The organism is Microvirga sp. M2 (assembly GCF_047497095.1).
In the GTDB taxonomy this organism is placed as follows: Bacteria; Pseudomonadota; Alphaproteobacteria; order Rhizobiales; family Beijerinckiaceae; genus Microvirga.
This window is the reverse complement of sequence record NZ_CP134064.1, coordinates 1,385,181-1,400,427: the sequence shown is the minus strand read 5'-3', so window position 1 is coordinate 1,400,427 and position 15,247 is coordinate 1,385,181. Positions and strand designations below refer to the sequence as shown.

Here is a 15,247-nt window from a genome sequence, read left to right as displayed (position 1 = left end):
ATTATCCTCCTGTCACGGATCCGCCGACTATTCTAGCGGGGCTGCGCCGCCATGCGGTCGAGCGCCAGGTTCAGGGCCAAGACATTGAGCCGGGGCTCCCCGATGAGCCCGAGCTGCCGCCCTTCGACCAGCCCGTTCACCACCTGGCGCAATGGCTCCTCCGGCAAGCCCCTGGCCCTGGCGACGCGTGGGACCTGGACCAATGCCGCCTCGGGCGAAATGTGAGGGTCGAGGCCGCTGGCACTGGTGGTCAGGAGGTCGGCCGGCACAGGAGCCGAACCGTTCTCGGCCTGCAGCCTTTCGAGGGCGCCCTGAACCCGCTCCACAAGTGCCTTATTGGTGGGGCCGAGGTTCGAGCCGCCGGAGTTCGCGGCATTGTAGGGGGCAGGCACGGTCTTGCTCGGGTCGTTCGGATCCGCTCCCAGCGTTGCGGACGGCCGCCCATGGAAATAGCGGTCGCTCGTGAAGGCCTGGCCGATCAGGTCGGATCCTATCACCTTGCCATCCCGCTCGATCAGGCTCCCTTCAGCCTGTCTCGCGAACAGCACCTGAGCGAGCCCGGTCACGGCAAGGGGATAGGCCAATCCGGTGATGGCCGTCAGCAGCACCACGAGAACGATAGCGGGACGAACTTCTTTCAGCATCGCTGTTCTCCTCACGCGAGGCGCAGGGCGGTCACGATCAGATCGATCGCCTTGATGCCGATGAACGGCACGGCGATGCCGCCGAACCCGTAGATGAGCAGGTTACGCCTCAGGAGCGCCGCCGCTCCCACGGCGCGGAAGCGCACCCCCCGCAGCGCCAACGGGATCAGAGCCATAATGATCAGCGCATTGAAGATGATCGCCGACAGGATCGCGCTCTGCGGGTTCGCCAGGCGCATGACGTTCAGGGCCTGGAGCTGCGGATAGATGATCACGAACATCGCCGGGATGATGGCGAAGTACTTGGCCACGTCGTTGGCGATCGAGAACGTGGTCAGCGCGCCGCGAGTGATGAGAAGCTGTTTGCCGATCTCGACGATCTCGATGAGCTTGGTCGGATCGGAGTCGAGGTCGACCATGTTGCCGGCTTCGCGGGCCGCAACTGTGCCGGTGTTCATGGCCACCCCGACATCCGCCTGGGCCAGCGCCGGGGCGTCGTTGGTGCCGTCGCCGCACATGGCCACCAGCTTGCCCTTGGCCTGCTCGTCCCGGATGAGCTGGAGCTTGTTCTCGGGGGTGGCCTGGGCGAGGAAATCATCCACGCCGGCCTCGGCCGCGATAGCGGCTGCCGTCATGGGATTGTCGCCCGTGATCATGACGGTGCGAATGCCCATGCGGCGCAGCTCGACGAAGCGCTCCCGGATCCCGCCTTTCACGATGTCCTTCAGGTGAATGACGCCGAGCAGGCGCCCATCGCGGGCCACGGCCAGCGGGGTCCCGCCGGTTTTGGCAATCTCATCCGCGATCGCCTGGATCTCACGGATCGCCTCGCTGCTGACGAGAGGCTGGAGGGCCTGAACGGCGGCGCCTCCCGTCGCGGCAATGGGTGGTCTCGATGCACCGACATGATTCAGGATCGCATCGACCGCCCCTTTTCGGATCGAAGAGCCCTCCACATCGACCCCGCTCATGCGGGTCTGGGCCGTGAATGGGACGAAATGCGCGTGGAGTTCGTTCATCTCACGACCGCGGATGCCGTACTTTTCCTTCGCCAGCACCACGATGGAGCGGCCTTCGGGCGTCTCGTCCGCAAGGGATGCGAGCTGGGCGGCATCCGCCAGGTCCCGCTCGGAGACGCCGCTCACCGGCCGGAACTCCGCGGCCTGCCGGTTGCCGAGCGTGATCGTGCCAGTTTTGTCGAGCAGGAGCGTATCGACATCTCCGGCGGCCTCGACCGCCCGACCCGACATGGCCAGCACGTTGAAGCGTACCAGCCGGTCCATGCCGGCGATGCCGATGGCCGAGAGCAGCGCGCCGATGGTTGTGGGAATAAGGGTCACGAACAGTGCGACCAGTACGATCACCGGGATCGAGCCGCCGGCATAGGCGGCGAAGCTCGGGATCGTGACCGTCGCGAAGACGAAGATGATCGTCATGCCGGCGAGCAGAATGTTCAATGCGATCTCGTTGGGCGTCTTCTGCCGCTCGGCACCCTCGACGAGACGGATCATGTGATCGAGGAAGGTGTGGCCTTGCGCCGCCGTTATCCGCACCTTGATCCAGTCCGAAAGCACCTGCGTACCGCCCGTCACGGCCGAGCGGTCTCCTCCGGACTCGCGGATGACCGGAGCAGATTCGCCGGTGATCGCGGCCTCGTTGACCGAGGCGACGCCTTCGATCACCTCGCCGTCCGACGGAATGATGTCGCCCGCCTCCACGAGCACGATGTCGCCGGGCCTCAAGCGCGGCCCGGGCACGAGCCTGTAAGGATCGGCGCCGGTGGCTTCGATCAGCTTGGCCTGGGTTTCCGTGCGCGTCCGGCGCAGGGACTCGGCCTGGGCCTTGCCTCGCCCTTCGGCAACGGCCTCGGCGAAGTTTGCGAACAGAAGCGTGAACCAGAGCCACAGGATGATCTGGAACGCGAAGCCGAGGTTAGCACCGCCCCCCGTCGCCAGATCGCGGATGAAGAGAACCGTCACAAGGGCACTGACGACCTCGACCACGAACATGACCGGGTTCCTGATCATGAGCCGTGGGTCGAGCTTCTGGAAGGACGCGCCAATCGCCGGAAGGAGAATGCGGCGGTCGAAGAGCGATGTCTGCGTTGCTTTAGCCATCGGAGAGTGTCTCCAGAGCCTGTCGGTCGAGGAAGTTCTATTGGGCGCCGCCGAGATGCGGCGCGATCATCGAAAGGATAAGCCCTGCAAGCATGGCCGCCGCGGTCAGGGCGAGGACGAGCGTTGAGGCTCGTGGCGCCGACCCGAGGCCCGGGCGGAGGCGCTCGATGAGCGCTCTCCGGAGCCGCCGCGTATGGTCGCTTCGGGCCCGCCGGGCATGTTTCGGAGTGATCGCGACCATGATCAGCTCCCCGATGCGAAGGTCTGACCGGCGATCATCGCGAGATGCTCGACGATGGGCCCGAGCGCGAGGGCCGGGAAGAACGTCAGCCCACCCACGATCAGGATGACCCCGACCAGAAGACCGACGAACAGCCCGCCATCGGTCGGGAAGGTACCGGCCGAGGCCGGAACGGTCTTTTTCGCCGCGAGCGATCCGGCGATCGCCATGGCCGGGATGATCACGAAGAAGCGCCCCACCAGCATCGCGGCGGCGCCGCTCAGGTTGTACCAGAGCGTGTTCCCGGTCAGGCCCGCGAACGCCGAGCCGTTGTTGGCGGTCTGCGACGTGTACGCGTACAGAATCTCGGAGAACCCATGCGGCCCTGGATTGGCGATCGACGCGACGGCCGAGGGCAGCACCGTTGCGACGGCCGTCCCGCCGAGCATCATCAGCGGCAGGCACAGGATGGCGAGCATCGCCATCTTGACCTCCCTGGCTTCGAGCTTCTTGCCGAGATATTCTGGCGTGCGGCCGACCATGAGGCCGGCGACGAACATCGCCACGATGACGAAGATCAGGATTCCGTAGAGGCCTGCGCCCACGCCCCCGACGATGATCTCGCCCAGTTGCATGTTGATGAGGGGGATCATGCCGCCGAGTGCCGTGAAGCTGTCGTGCATGGCGTTCACGGCGCCGCACGACGCCGCCGTCGTGACGGTGGCGAAGAGCGCCGACAGAGCAATGCCGAAGCGGACCTCCTTGCCCTCCATGTTGCCGCCATCGAGCCCCAGAGCAGCAAGGCCCGGGTTGCCGGCCGCTTCCGACCAGTACGCCACCGTCACGCCGGCGACGAACAGCACGCCCATGGCGGCCAGGATCGCCCAGCCCTGACGCTCATTGCCGACCATTCGGCCGAACACGTTGGTGAGTGCTGCTCCGATGGCGAAGATCGACACCATCTGGACCAGGTTCGACAGAGCCGTCGGATTCTCGAACGGATGCGCCGCGTTGGCATTGAAGAAACCGCCGCCGTTGGTGCCCAGCATCTTGATGGCGACCTGCGAGGCCACCGGACCGACCGCGATGGTCTGCTTGGCGCCTTCCAGCGTCGTCGCATCGACATAGGCTCCAAGGGTCTGGGGAATCCCCTGCCAGACCAGGAACCAGGCATAGGGGACGCAGATCGGCAGGAGCACATAGAGGGTGCAGCGGGTGATATCGACCCAGAAGTTGCCGATGGTGCGGAACGAGGCCCGCGCGAAGCCCCGGATCAGGGCGATGGCCAGCACGATGCCGGTGGCTGCCGACAGAAAATTCTGATGCGTCAGCCCGAGCATCTGCACCAGGTAGGACAGCGTGCTTTCGCCGCCGTAGTTCTGCCAGTTGGTATTGGTGACGAAGCTCGATGCGGTGTTGAAGGCGAGAGCCTCAGGCACTGCGGTCATCCCCTGAGGATTGAACGGCAGGAAGCCCTGGAGGCGCAGGAGGCCGTAGAGGATCAGGAATCCTCCGACATGGAAGAACAGCATCGCGACCGTGTAGGTGAACCAGTGCTGCTCCAGGTCCTCCCGGATGCCCGCCAGCGCATACAGGCCGCGTTCGACCGGCCTCAGGATGGGGGACATAAAGGTGCGTTCTCCGGCGAAAACGCGCGTCATGTACCAGCCGAGCGGTTTCACGAGCGCGGTCACGATCAGGATGAAAAGCAGGATCTGCAGCCATCCATTGAGGGTCATGGCTTTCTCCGTCAGAAGCGTTCAGGCCGCAGCAGAGCGGATGCGAGATAGACGAGAAGGCCGGCGGTCACGATGCCGCCGAGGGCATAGTCGATCAGCATGGCGCCAATCCCTTAGAGCCGTCCGCAGGCCACGGCGTAACCCACGGACAGAGCAAAGAACCCAAGACCGAGCAGCAGCATGGCGATATCGAGCATGAGAGCCCTCCTGGCCAGTAAAATTCCGGCGCGCATCAAGCAGTGCGCGCTCATTCGCCCTGCGCATCGTTCATGAGCGAAAGGCGTTGCTTCGAACCATTGTATGAAATCATGATTGGGCGTAAAAATTCGAGACGGAATGACTTTCGTCAAAATAAAAAAATCATAAAAAATCGGGGCGCATCGCTGAGTCCAGGCTGTATGTAAAGGTGCCAGACCATGTCGCCGGATCAGGTTGAGGAGTTGGGCGCTGCCCTGGCCCGATGCCGTCAGAGCGGGACCGTGTCTCCGTTGCGGCTGGACCGGATCGCCTCCGCGGAGGACGCGGAAGCGGTTCAGGCGGCGGCTGTCGAAGCCTATGGCGGCGTCCAGCGAGGTTATGCCCTTCGCGCAACGACAGCCCTGTCCCGACGCCTGCTGCGCTGCGACGAGCCGTTCTTCGGCCCCCTCCTTGATTCCGACCTGGCGCTGAGCGGAGGCTCGTTGCGCCTTCCGTACGGCGTTCTTGGCGCCGGATGCACCCTGACGTTTGCCATTGGCGAGCCATATCCTCTGGACGACGGCGAGATTTCCCGGGAGACAGCCTCACGAGCCGTCGCGGGCTGCCGGCTGGCGATCGAAGTTCTCGGCCGGCGCGTCCCCGGATCCGTGCCGTTGAACGCCAATACGGCGACTGCCGATTTCGGCCTGGAGGTCCTGCACGTGCAGGGGCCGTTCATCGGGCGCCGCGGCAGTCTGGATCTGGCGTCCAAGCGAGGCTCGGTCCGGCTCAATGGCGAGCTGGTCGCCAACGGCTGCCTCAGGGATGTCCTCGGACACCCGCTGGAGGCGATCGCTTGGCTCGCTCGCCTCCTCAAGGCCCGCGGCCAGGGGCTCGATGCGGGAGACTTCGTGTCGACGGGGACCTGTACCGGTCTCCTCCAGGTCGTGCCGGGACAGACCTTCGAGGCCGAGTTTGGTGGGCTGGGGTCGGTCAAGGTCAGCTTCGAGTAAGGCCGTGCACGGCGATTGGAGGGGGCCTCAGTGGCATCGTGGAAGCAGCAGAGGTGGGCTATGTCGTGGAGGAGCACGGCGGTCGCGGCAATCGCCATCGTGGCCGGCTTGGCGGTCTCGAACCTTGCCGTCGGGTATCTGGTCGACTGGCTCTGGTTCTCCTCGCTCGGATACGGACAGGTTTTCTGGACTGTCTTCGGAACGAGGCTCATTCTCTTCCTGACCGCCCTCGGGGTAACGGCGCTCGTCGTAGGCATGAACGGATGGCTGGCATCACGGCTGGCTCCGCAAAAGACAAGCCGGCAACTCATCTACCCCGCGGGAGAAGGAGCGCCGCCTTCGACCCCACCCGGCCCGCATGATTTCCTGCGAAAGGGTCCGGCACTCCTGGTCGCCGGCTCTGCGCTTGTCGCCGGCACCTTGATCGCCGCATTCGAAATGACCAACTGGGCGGTGCTTCTCCGGTTCTTCTATCAGGCTCCCTACGGGCAAAGCGATCCCATCTACGGCAAGGACATCGGGTTCTACCTGTTCTCCCTTCCCGCCTACCTTGCCCTCAACAACTGGATGTTGGTAACGGCCAGTCTCAGCTTCGTCGTCATGGCGGCGATGTACTGGTCCCGCGGTCATATCGTCGTGGACGGCCGGAATTGGTCGATCCACCCGACGGCCATCCGTCATGGCTCCATCCTGCTCGGAATCGTCTTCATCGTGCAGGCGTGGTCTTACGGGCTGGATCGCTTTCTGCTGCTCTACCAGGACAACGGCGTGGTGGTCGGCGCCGGCTACACCGATCTCCATGTGCGGCTGCCTGTTCTCTGGCTCCTGATCGGTCTCTCGATCGTGGCCGCCCTGGTCTGTTGGTTCAATATTTGGCAACGCACCTATCGATTGCCGCTGATTGCGATCGCGTTGGTTCTCGCAAGCTCCTGGGCTTTCGACGGCATCTACCCTGCTCTGTTCGAGCGGGTGTATGTGAGACCCAACGAACTCCAGCTCCAGAAACCCTATATCGAGCGGAATATCGTGTTCACGCGGCAGGCTTACGGACTGAACAGGTTCATCCCCAAGCCTTTCCCGGCCGAGTCCAACCTGACGTTTTCGTCGCTGCAAGCGAACCAGGCCACCATCGACAACATCCGCCTGTGGGACTGGCAGCCGGCGATGGACACCTATGCCCAGCTGCAGGAGATCCGGACCTACTACAAGTTCCACGATGTGGATGTGGACCGCTACTGGCTCGATGGCGCCTACCGGCAAGTGATGCTGTCGGCCCGCGAACTTCAAACCGCGCTCCTCCCACCGAATGCCCAGACCTGGGTCAACCGGCACCTGCTGTTCACCCACGGCTCGGGGGCGGTCATGAGCCCGGTCACCCGCAAAAGCCCGGAAGGATTGCCCGTCTTCTATCTCCAGGACGTTCCACCCATTGCGACCGGCGGGCCTTCGATCGAGGAGCCTCGGATCTATTTCGGGGAATTGAGCGACAGCTATGTGGTCGTGAAGGCGAGCACACCGGAATTTGACTATCCCAAGGGGAAGGACAACGTCTACGCATCCTATGCCGGCGCGGATGGAATTGCCGTCGGCGGGTCCGTCAGGCGCGCTTTGTTCGCCTGGTATTTCAACGACCTGAACTTGATGTTGACGGACTATATCACCCGCGACAGCCGGATCCTCTTTCGCCGAAACATCCAGGATCGCGTTCAGGTAATCGCACCGTTTCTCCGCCTGGACCGAGACCCTTATCTCGTGATCAGCGGCGGGCGTCTCTTCTGGATCCAGGATGCCTACACGACGAGCGACTATTTCCCTTATTCCTTCACCTCCATTCCGCCGCTCCCGGACGCGGAGTTCAATTACATCCGCAACGCGATCAAGGTCGTGATCGACGCTTACAACGGCTCGGTCGATTTCTATGTCGCCGATCCGTCCGATCCGATCGCGAATACATATCAGCGGATATTTCCCGGCCTCTTCAAGCCGATTTCCGCCATGCCGCAGGATCTGCAACGGCACATCCGCTACCCCGAGGATCTCTTCCAGGTTCAGGCTCGGGTCTATCGATCCTACCACATGGAAAACCCGGAGGTGTTTTATAACCGGGAGGATCTCTGGCAGTTTCCGCGCCAAGCGGCAGACGGAACGACAGCTCCGATGGATCCGTCCTATATGATCATGCGTCTGCCCGGCGAACCGCAGGCGGAGTATATTCTCATGCTGCCGATGGCGCCGAGCCAGCGCGAGAACATGATCGCCTGGTTGGCGGCACGCTGCGATCCGCCTCACTACGGCGAACTGATCGTCTATGAGTTTCCGAAGGACAAGCTGGTCTTCGGGCCCTTTCAGATCGAGGCTCGCCTCAACCAGAACACGGCCATCTCACAACAGCTGTCTCTTTGGAACCAGATGGGCTCCCGTGTCATCCGAGGGAGCCTGCATGTCATCCCGGTCGAGACCTCGCTCCTGTACGTCTCGCCTCTGTATCTGCGCGCGGAGAAGGGACAGATTCCCGAACTCAAGCGGGTCATCGCCGCCTACGGCGATCAAGTGGTGATGGAGGAAACGCTCCCTGACGCCTTGGCAGCCCTGTTCAAGCCAACGGCGAACCTATCCCCGCTCCCGGAGCCGGAGACGGGATCCACATCGGCGGGTCTCAGCCGGGCCCAGGAGGCTCTTGACCATTATAATAAGGCGCTGGAGCGGCTAAGGGCCGGGGATTGGGGTGGCTTCGGGGCCGAATTGACCAGGTTGAAGGTCATTCTTGAGGAGGCCGCGCGGCCCGCTGACACCCGGTAACGAGTTCCGGATCGAGAGGGTCTCTCAAATCTCGATTTCCGTTCCCACCTCGACAACCTGCCGGGCAGGAATCTGGAAATAGGCGGCCGAGCGCTCCGCGTTGCGCTGCATGAAAGCGAACAGCGCCTCCCGCCATACGGCCATGCCGCGGACCCGCTCCGTCGGAATGATCGTCTCCCGCCCGATGTAGTAGGAAAGATCGTCTGCATCGATCCCGGCGATGAGCCCGCGTTCGATCGCCTGGCGCACGCCATCCGGGATGCAGGGGCTTTCCATGAAACCGTAACGCAGGACGACCCGGCAGACATTCGGGGCAATCTCCGTCACCTCGACGCGATGCTCGTCCGAGACGCGCGGCACCTCCTCGACCAACGCGGTGACCAGCAGCAGGCGTTCGTGAAGGGCATGGTTGTGCCGGACGAAATTCGTCAGCGGCAGCGGGATGCCGCGCGGCGACGCCGTCAGATAGACGGCCGTTCCGGGCAGGCGGATCGGTGGGTTGCGGGCCAGCGCGTCAAGAAACTCCGCCTCCGGCTGGCGCATATGGGCGCGGGCCGCCTGGACGAGGTTCTGGCCCCTGCGCCACGTCAGCATCAGGAACGCCACCGCGGCGGCCAGCAGCAGCGGGAACCAGCCGCCCTCGAAGAGTTTCGTCGTGTTCGCGGCAAAGAAGATCAGATCGACGAGCAGGAAGAATCCGTTGACGGCAATGACCAGCAACGGATTGTAACCCCAGCGCAATGCGATCATGGCGGCAAGCAGGGTCGTGATCGCCATGAGCATGGAAACCGCAATGCCGTAAGCCCCGGCAAGGGCATCGGACGAGCGGAAGAAGAAAACGGCTCCCAGGGTCGCCACGGCGAGCAGCCAGTTCACCATCGGTACGAAGATCTGGCCGATCTCGTGGCTTGCCGTATGCTGGATGTGGAGCCCGGGGCAGAGACCGAGCTGGATCGCCTGCTGCGTCAGTGAGAAGGCCCCCGAAATAATCGCCTGCGAGGCGATCACGGTCGCCACGGTCGCGAAGGCGACAAGCGGGTAATGGGCCCAATCAGGCGCAAGCTGGTAGAAGGGGCTCTCGGCGAATTCCGGATGGTTGATCAGGAGAGCCGCCTGGCCGAAGTAGTTGAGCACGAGCGCCGGCAGCACGAGGCAGAACCACGACAGCCGGATCGGCACCCGGCCGAAATGGCCCATGTCGGCATACATCGCTTCACCGCCCGTGACGGCCAGGAAGGCAGCACCAAGAATGGCGAAGCTGACGCCGGGCCCGGCCGAGAGCAGGAAATCGAGGGCCATGAGAGGATTGATCGCGGCCAGAACGGAGGGCGAAAGCAGGATCCCGCGAATGCCGAGCAGGGCAAGCACCGCGAACCACCCCAGCATGATCGGTCCGAAGATTCCGCCGATGTAGCCTGTGCCCTTGCGCTGCATCAGGAACAGTCCGATCAGCACCGCGGCGGTCAGGGGGAGCACGAGAGGAGCAAGGCCTGGCGCATCGACCTTCAGGCCCTCGATGGCGCTGAGCACGGAAATGGCCGGGGTGATCGCCCCATCGCCGTAGAGCAACGCAGCCCCGACAAGCCCCACAACCAGCAACATGGCGCGCCATGTGCCCGGCCGGGCCCGGCGGGCATGCAGCAGGGCCAGCATGGCAACGATGCCGCCTTCGCCGCGGTTGTCGGCGCGCAGGATCAGAATCGCGTATTTCAGGGAGATGATGAGGATCAGGGCCCACAGGATCAGGGAGACGACGCCGAGGACGGCATTGGGCGGGAGCATGCCGTCCGGACTGGCCGCTCGCACAGCCTCTCTCAACGCGTAGAGCGGGCTCGTTCCGATGTCGCCATAGACCACTCCCAAGGCCCCGAGCATGGCGGCTGCGGGAAGAGCCGCGCCTGTCCCGGAAGCAGGGTTTGCTTTCGCTTGCCCCATGGCCGTCCCTCTCATGAGCTTTGCCTCCTCCATCCCTGCGGAGAGAGGCTGCTCCCAAGCCAAGCCGGATTTGGGACAAGAGTTCCAACCTCGTCGTGGGAGAGAAAGTCATGCCCGGCACATTCCATGCCCGCTCATGAAGTGCAGCTTGGACATGACCGCGACGTGACCTGTTCTCCCCGTCCTCGCGGATCTCCAGGCCAAGCCATCCCAAGCTGTGCCGTTGTTCCAGGGATTTACAGCCGCTCCTTCAAGCCCCACATCCATAGGGAGGGACATACAATGACCGACGAGAAGGATCTCACACGAACGTCTGCTGCTGGAAGCCCGGCTTCGATGATTGATTCCTTCCTGGCGAGGGCAAAGCGTCTGGGACCGCTGACGAGCAACGCGCCCCGCGCGCGGCTCGTGTTCGCTCTCGACGCCACGATGAGCCGACAGCCGACTTGGGATCTCGCCTGTCGTGTTCAGGGCGAGATGTTCGCTGCAGCGAGCGATGCCGGAGGCCTCTCGGTGCAACTGGTCTACTTCCGAGGCTTCGGGGAGTGCCGCTTTTCCCGCTGGGTCGCCGATCCGCGGGCTCTCACCGATCTCATGACAAAGATCAGCTGCCGCGGTGGGCAAACCCAGATTGGGCGGGTGCTCCGCCACGTCCGGACAGAGGCGCGCCGAGCCCCGCTGAAGGTGCTCGTCTATGTCGGCGATGCCATGGAGGAGCCGATCGACGATCTCTGCGCCGTCGCGGGCGAACTCGGCCTGATCGGGGTCAAGGCCTTCATGTTCCACGAGGGGCATGACCCGGAGGCGGCGCGGGCCTTCCGGGAGATCGCCCGTTTGAGCGGCGGCGCTTATGCCCAATTCGACGCAGGGGCGCCCCGGATCCTGTCCGAGCTCCTGCGTGCCGCCGCTACTTACGCGACCAGTGGGGTTGAGGGTCTCGCCCGGTTGACCGCCAGCAGCGCGCAAGCCCGTGGCCTGCTCACCGCCATGACCGGACACAAGCCGTGATGCTTCTGTATGGCATCGCGGCCGTTGCGGTGCTGTGGTTCATCCTGAGCAACTTTGCACATGCGAACCCTGCCGCCCTTGCAAAGGTCCTCAAGGTCATCGGCGCCATTGTGGCTCTCGGCATTGCCGGGCTGGTCGCCGTGCGAGGCCGGATCGACCTCGCCCTGCTGGCCGGAGGTCTCGGGGCCTGGCTTCTCGGGTGGAGCCGCCTACCTTTTCCAAATTTTCCTGGGCGAGCGCAGCGGACCTCCGGCGGCGCTTCGCGCGTCCGCTCGCGATTGCTCGAAATGACGCTCGATCATGACACCGGCGCCATTGAAGGCTGCGTGCTTGCCGGTGCTTTCGCAGGCAAGCAGCTCGCCTCTCTCGATGCTGCACATTTGCGGGACCTTCTCACGGAGTGCCATACCGGCGATCCGGACGGCGCTCGCCTTCTCGCGGCCTATCTCGACCGTCGGTTTCCTCATTGGAGTGAAGATTCACGGGATCAGGATCAGCCACGGTCGGACACCCGGTCCGCATCAGGCGTCATGACACCGGAGGAGGCCTACCAGATCCTGAACCTGCATCCGGGCGCGACCCGAGATGAAATTCGGCGGGCGCACCGGAGCCTGATGAAGAAGCTCCACCCCGATCAGGGCGGTTCGACCTATCTCGCGGCTCGCGTGAACCAAGCCAAGGACATTCTGATGAGCCGTCACGGAAAGTGATCGATCGCTCCCTATTGCCGGCCATCCGAGGATCTGCGTCTCCAGGCTGACGCCCAAGGGGTTGCCTCCTGTCCGGTGTTGTTCCGATCGAAGCGTCCCATTTGATGCGGCAACGAGCGGCGCCGGGTCGATTTCGTTGCCCACCTTTTGCGTTACGAAGGCTGTATTGCGCCAGGCGTCTCCAGCTCCGCAATGAGAAATCCGATGAAGTCCTGCGTCGTCTGCGGCAGGGTGCGCCCCAGCATGGTCTGGATCTGCATGTTCCGCTCAAGAAAGCTCGCCTCTTCGAAGGGAACGATCGATAGATGGCCGTCGCGTACCGCCCTGCGGGCCGAAAGATAGGTTGAGAAGGTTATGGCGCCGCCAAGTTGGCAGAGAGTAAATAGGCTGGCGACGTTTGTGGAACTGACGACAGGTTCGAGGGAGATGCCCTTGGTCGCACAGAAGATATCGAACACCCTCCTGATGGTTGCGGCATCGTCCAGTATCGCGATGGGATATTCGAACAGCTCGGCAATCGAGACACGCCCCCGTCCGATCAGGGGGTGATCCGTGCTTGCCAACGCATAGGCCGGCATGGCCCGCTGCCACTGAATGCGCACCCCGCCCTCGGGAGACAATGAAAACGTGATGCCGATATCCACCTCCCCCTCCTGAACGCTGGCCACCACGTTGGCTGGGCCTAGAACCTTGGTGTCGAACAGGACATGCGGACGCTCCTTGCGAAAGGTGTGGATCATTTCCGGAACGAAGCTCACCGCGAACCCCTCGGTCACGCCGAGGCGGATGAGGCCGCGCGTTGCGCTCTTGAGTTCTCTGATCTCCTTTTGGATCTGATCGCTCTCGAGCGCGGCGCGTTGCGCGTAGGATGCCAGAAGACGTCCTGCATGGGTCAGGACCATACCTCGTGAGCGTCGCTCGAACAGGGGTGTCTCGTATTCCTCCTCGAGCTTCGCCACCTGCCGACTGATGGCCGATGCAGCGACCCGCAGCCGTTCGGCCGCCGCACTGATGGACCCGGTCCGAGCAACTTCAAGGAAATAGCGCAAGGCTGACTGCTGCATGGTTGGACTCACTGTATTGCCGCTTCAGCAACGATCCTTTCTAATCATTCTAATTGAAGCAAGCCCCTATTCTTGGCAGGTTTGGAATGGTTCCGCGCTGGTTTTTGATCGGAAACGATCGCTGGCGCGGGTGATGAGAAACACAATAACAAGCAGCATTCCAGAGGATTAAGATGAGTTTGATACGTAAGGCGGCCCTGCTCAGCCTGGCTTCCACCGCGCTCCTGACCAGCGTCTTCGCAGCCCCTGCCCTCGCGGGCAAAGCCGACAATACCATCCGGTTCGCCTATGATCAGGCGCCGGAGAGCGTGGATCCGTTCTTCAACAATGTCCGCATCGGCGTCATCATCGGTCAGCACGTCTGGGACACGCTCGTCTACCGCGATCCGAACACCAACGAATACAAGGGCCAACTCGCGACCGCCTGGCGTCAGATCGATGACCGTACGCTCGAGTTCGACCTGCGACAGGGTGTGAAGTTCCACAACGGCGAGGAGTTCGATGCGGACGATGTCGTCTACACGATGAACTTCATCTCCAAGCCTGAGAACAAGGTCGTCACCCAGGCCAACGTCAGCTGGATCGAGAAGGCCGAGAAGATCGACAAATACAAGGTCCGCATCACGACCAAGCAGGTCTTCCCGGCCGCCATCGAGTATCTCGCCGGTCCGGTCGTCATCCACCCGAACGAGTATTACGAGAAGGTTGGCCCAAAGGGGCAGAACGACAAGCCCGTCGGCTCCGGACCCTACAAGGTGACGAACTACGTTCCGGGCAAATCGATCACGCTCGAAAAGAACACCGACTATTTCAAGGACTCGCCGAAGCCCCAGCCGAAGATCGCCAAAATCGAGATCCGCTTCATTCCGGACCGTCAGACCCAGATGGCGGAAGCTCTCTCCAACGGCCTCGACTTCATCATGAGCGTGCCGAAGGATCAGGCGGAACAGCTGGAAACCGTTCCCACCCTCCAGGTTGTCTCCGGCGAAACCATGCGCATCGTGTTTATGCAGATGAACACGCTTGAGGGCACGCCGGCTCCGGCCCTGAAGGATGAGCGCGTGCGCAAGGCCATCGTCCATGCCATCGATCGTGAAAGCATGGTGAAGCAGATCGTCGGCGCAGGCTCGCGCGTTATCCACACCATCTGCTTCCCAAGCCAGTTCGGCTGCACCGACGACGGCGCCGCGCGCTATCCGTACGATCCTGCCAAGGCGAAGCAGCTCCTTGCCGAGGCCGGCTATCCGAATGGCCTCGATCTCGATATCGTGGCCTACCGTGAGCGCAACCAGACCGAAGCCCTGATCGGCTATCTTCAGGCGGTCGGTATCAAGACCAACCTGCGCTTCCTGCAATATGCCGCCATGCGCGAGCAGGTCGCCGGCAACAAGGCGATGCTCACCCATCAGACCTGGGGCTCGTTCTCGGTCAATGACGTGTCCGCGGCGACGTCGAACTATTTCGCTTTCCGGACCGAGGACATCACCCGCGACCCGCAGGTACGCGATCTTCTGACCAAGGGTGACACATCGGTCGATCCGGAGATCCGCAAAACGTCCTATCGGGAAGCCCTGAAGATCATCGCCGACAAGGCGTACGCCGTGCCGCTCTACTCGCTGCCGGTTTACTACGTCGCCACATCGGACTTGAACTTCAAGGCCTATCCGGACGAGATGCCCCGCTTCTGGGAAATGAGCTGGAAGTAAGCCGAAGAAGCCGGGGCGGCCCTCAGGGATCGCCCCGGCAATCCGCTGGCGAAAACGCGGGCACGCGTCCCTCTTGCGGCGGCGCGCCCGAAATCCTCGGCTTGAGCGGATTGCA

At 63.0% G+C, this 15,247-nt stretch carries 13 protein-coding genes; 5 read left to right on the top strand and 8 right to left on the bottom strand.

The genetic code is table 11. The annotated features are described in order from the left end of the window. Window positions 1-32: 32 nt before the first annotated feature. The 6 genes from RE429_RS26100 to RE429_RS26075 are packed head-to-tail and all read right to left on the bottom strand — an operon-like array spanning window position 33 to window position 4,971. The gene (locus tag RE429_RS26100) at window positions 33-644 is read right to left on the bottom strand and encodes a K(+)-transporting ATPase subunit C (protein WP_414474630.1); all 612 of its coding nucleotides are present in this window, start codon (window positions 642-644) and stop codon (window positions 33-35) included. Window positions 645-655: 11 nt separating this feature from the next. Beyond that, window positions 656-2,761 (bottom strand): potassium-transporting ATPase subunit KdpB, encoded by a 2,106-nt coding sequence (kdpB, locus tag RE429_RS26095; RefSeq protein ID WP_414474629.1) that lies wholly within the window; start codon window positions 2,759-2,761, stop codon window positions 656-658. A 37-nt stretch (window positions 2,762-2,798) separates the two neighbouring features. Beyond that, a complete protein-coding gene (locus RE429_RS26090; protein WP_414474628.1) occupies window positions 2,799-3,002 on the bottom strand; it encodes a hypothetical protein in 204 nt (67 codons plus the stop codon). Window positions 3,003-3,004: 2 nt separating this feature from the next. Further along, a complete protein-coding gene (kdpA, locus tag RE429_RS26085) occupies window positions 3,005-4,720 on the bottom strand; it encodes a potassium-transporting ATPase subunit KdpA (protein ID WP_414474627.1) in 1,716 nt (571 codons plus the stop codon). Between the two features lie 11 nt (window positions 4,721-4,731). Then, complete coding sequence (locus tag RE429_RS26080) at window positions 4,732-4,821, bottom strand: K(+)-transporting ATPase subunit F (protein ID WP_414474626.1); 90 nt, start codon at window positions 4,819-4,821, stop codon at window positions 4,732-4,734. Window positions 4,822-4,833: 12 nt separating this feature from the next. Next, window positions 4,834-4,971 (bottom strand): hypothetical protein, encoded by a 138-nt coding sequence (locus RE429_RS26075; protein WP_414474625.1) that lies wholly within the window; start codon window positions 4,969-4,971, stop codon window positions 4,834-4,836. A 165-nt stretch (window positions 4,972-5,136) separates the two neighbouring features. Here RE429_RS26075 and RE429_RS26070 point away from each other — a divergent pair, with 165 nt between their 5' ends. Then, complete coding sequence (locus RE429_RS26070) at window positions 5,137-5,910, top strand: 2-keto-4-pentenoate hydratase (RefSeq protein WP_414474624.1); 774 nt, start codon at window positions 5,137-5,139, stop codon at window positions 5,908-5,910. Window positions 5,911-5,970: 60 nt separating this feature from the next. Beyond that, window positions 5,971-8,709 carry a UPF0182 family protein gene (locus tag RE429_RS26065; protein ID WP_414474623.1) on the top strand — a complete coding sequence of 913 codons (2,739 nt, stop codon included), beginning with the start codon at window positions 5,971-5,973 and terminating at the stop codon, window positions 8,707-8,709. A 24-nt stretch (window positions 8,710-8,733) separates the two neighbouring features. Here the strand turns inward: RE429_RS26065 and RE429_RS26060 are convergent, their stop codons facing one another. Further along, entirely contained in the window at window positions 8,734-10,584 is a 1,851-nt protein-coding gene (locus RE429_RS26060; protein WP_414475940.1) for a potassium transporter Kup, read from the bottom strand. A gap of 396 nt (window positions 10,585-10,980) precedes the next feature. On the opposite strand from RE429_RS26060, the gene RE429_RS26055 reads away from it, so the two are divergent. Next, window positions 10,981-11,652, top strand: a complete 672-nt coding sequence (locus RE429_RS26055; RefSeq protein ID WP_414474622.1) for a VWA domain-containing protein — start codon at window positions 10,981-10,983, stop codon at window positions 11,650-11,652. After that, the gene (locus RE429_RS26050; RefSeq protein WP_414475939.1) at window positions 11,652-12,362 is read left to right on the top strand and encodes a DnaJ domain-containing protein; all 711 of its coding nucleotides are present in this window, start codon (window positions 11,652-11,654) and stop codon (window positions 12,360-12,362) included. The genes RE429_RS26055 and RE429_RS26050 overlap by 1 nt, the downstream gene beginning before the upstream one ends. A gap of 152 nt (window positions 12,363-12,514) precedes the next feature. Here RE429_RS26050 and RE429_RS26045 read toward each other — a convergent pair whose 3' ends face one another. Further along, window positions 12,515-13,426, bottom strand: coding sequence for a LysR family transcriptional regulator (locus RE429_RS26045; protein WP_414474621.1), 912 nt, complete (start codon window positions 13,424-13,426; stop codon window positions 12,515-12,517). A 173-nt stretch (window positions 13,427-13,599) separates the two neighbouring features. Here RE429_RS26045 and RE429_RS26040 point away from each other — a divergent pair, with 173 nt between their 5' ends. Continuing rightward, window positions 13,600-15,132, top strand: a complete 1,533-nt coding sequence (locus tag RE429_RS26040; protein ID WP_414474620.1) for an ABC transporter substrate-binding protein — start codon at window positions 13,600-13,602, stop codon at window positions 15,130-15,132. Window positions 15,133-15,247 lie beyond the last annotated feature (115 nt).

Bases quoted from the DNA above. Each gene is read 5' to 3' on its own strand.
- RE429_RS26100 (WP_414474630.1), bottom strand. From the start codon at position 644: ATGCTGAAAGAAGTTCGTCCCGCTATCGTTCTCGTGGTGCTGCTGACG.
- kdpB (WP_414474629.1), bottom strand. From the start codon at position 2,761: ATGGCTAAAGCAACGCAGACATCGCTCTTCGACCGCCGCATTCTCCTT.
- RE429_RS26090 (WP_414474628.1), bottom strand. From the start codon at position 3,002: ATGGTCGCGATCACTCCGAAACATGCCCGGCGGGCCCGAAGCGACCAT.
- kdpA (WP_414474627.1), bottom strand. From the start codon at position 4,720: ATGACCCTCAATGGATGGCTGCAGATCCTGCTTTTCATCCTGATCGTG.
- RE429_RS26080 (WP_414474626.1), bottom strand. From the start codon at position 4,821: ATGCTGATCGACTATGCCCTCGGCGGCATCGTGACCGCCGGCCTTCTC.
- RE429_RS26075 (WP_414474625.1), bottom strand. From the start codon at position 4,971: ATGAGCGCGCACTGCTTGATGCGCGCCGGAATTTTACTGGCCAGGAGG.
- RE429_RS26070 (WP_414474624.1), top strand. From the start codon at position 5,137: ATGTCGCCGGATCAGGTTGAGGAGTTGGGCGCTGCCCTGGCCCGATGC.
- RE429_RS26065 (WP_414474623.1), top strand. From the start codon at position 5,971: ATGTCGTGGAGGAGCACGGCGGTCGCGGCAATCGCCATCGTGGCCGGC.
- RE429_RS26060 (WP_414475940.1), bottom strand. From the start codon at position 10,584: ATGCTCGGGGCCTTGGGAGTGGTCTATGGCGACATCGGAACGAGCCCG.
- RE429_RS26055 (WP_414474622.1), top strand. From the start codon at position 10,981: ATGATTGATTCCTTCCTGGCGAGGGCAAAGCGTCTGGGACCGCTGACG.
- RE429_RS26050 (WP_414475939.1), top strand. From the start codon at position 11,652: ATGCTTCTGTATGGCATCGCGGCCGTTGCGGTGCTGTGGTTCATCCTG.
- RE429_RS26045 (WP_414474621.1), bottom strand. From the start codon at position 13,426: ATGCAGCAGTCAGCCTTGCGCTATTTCCTTGAAGTTGCTCGGACCGGG.
- RE429_RS26040 (WP_414474620.1), top strand. From the start codon at position 13,600: ATGAGTTTGATACGTAAGGCGGCCCTGCTCAGCCTGGCTTCCACCGCG.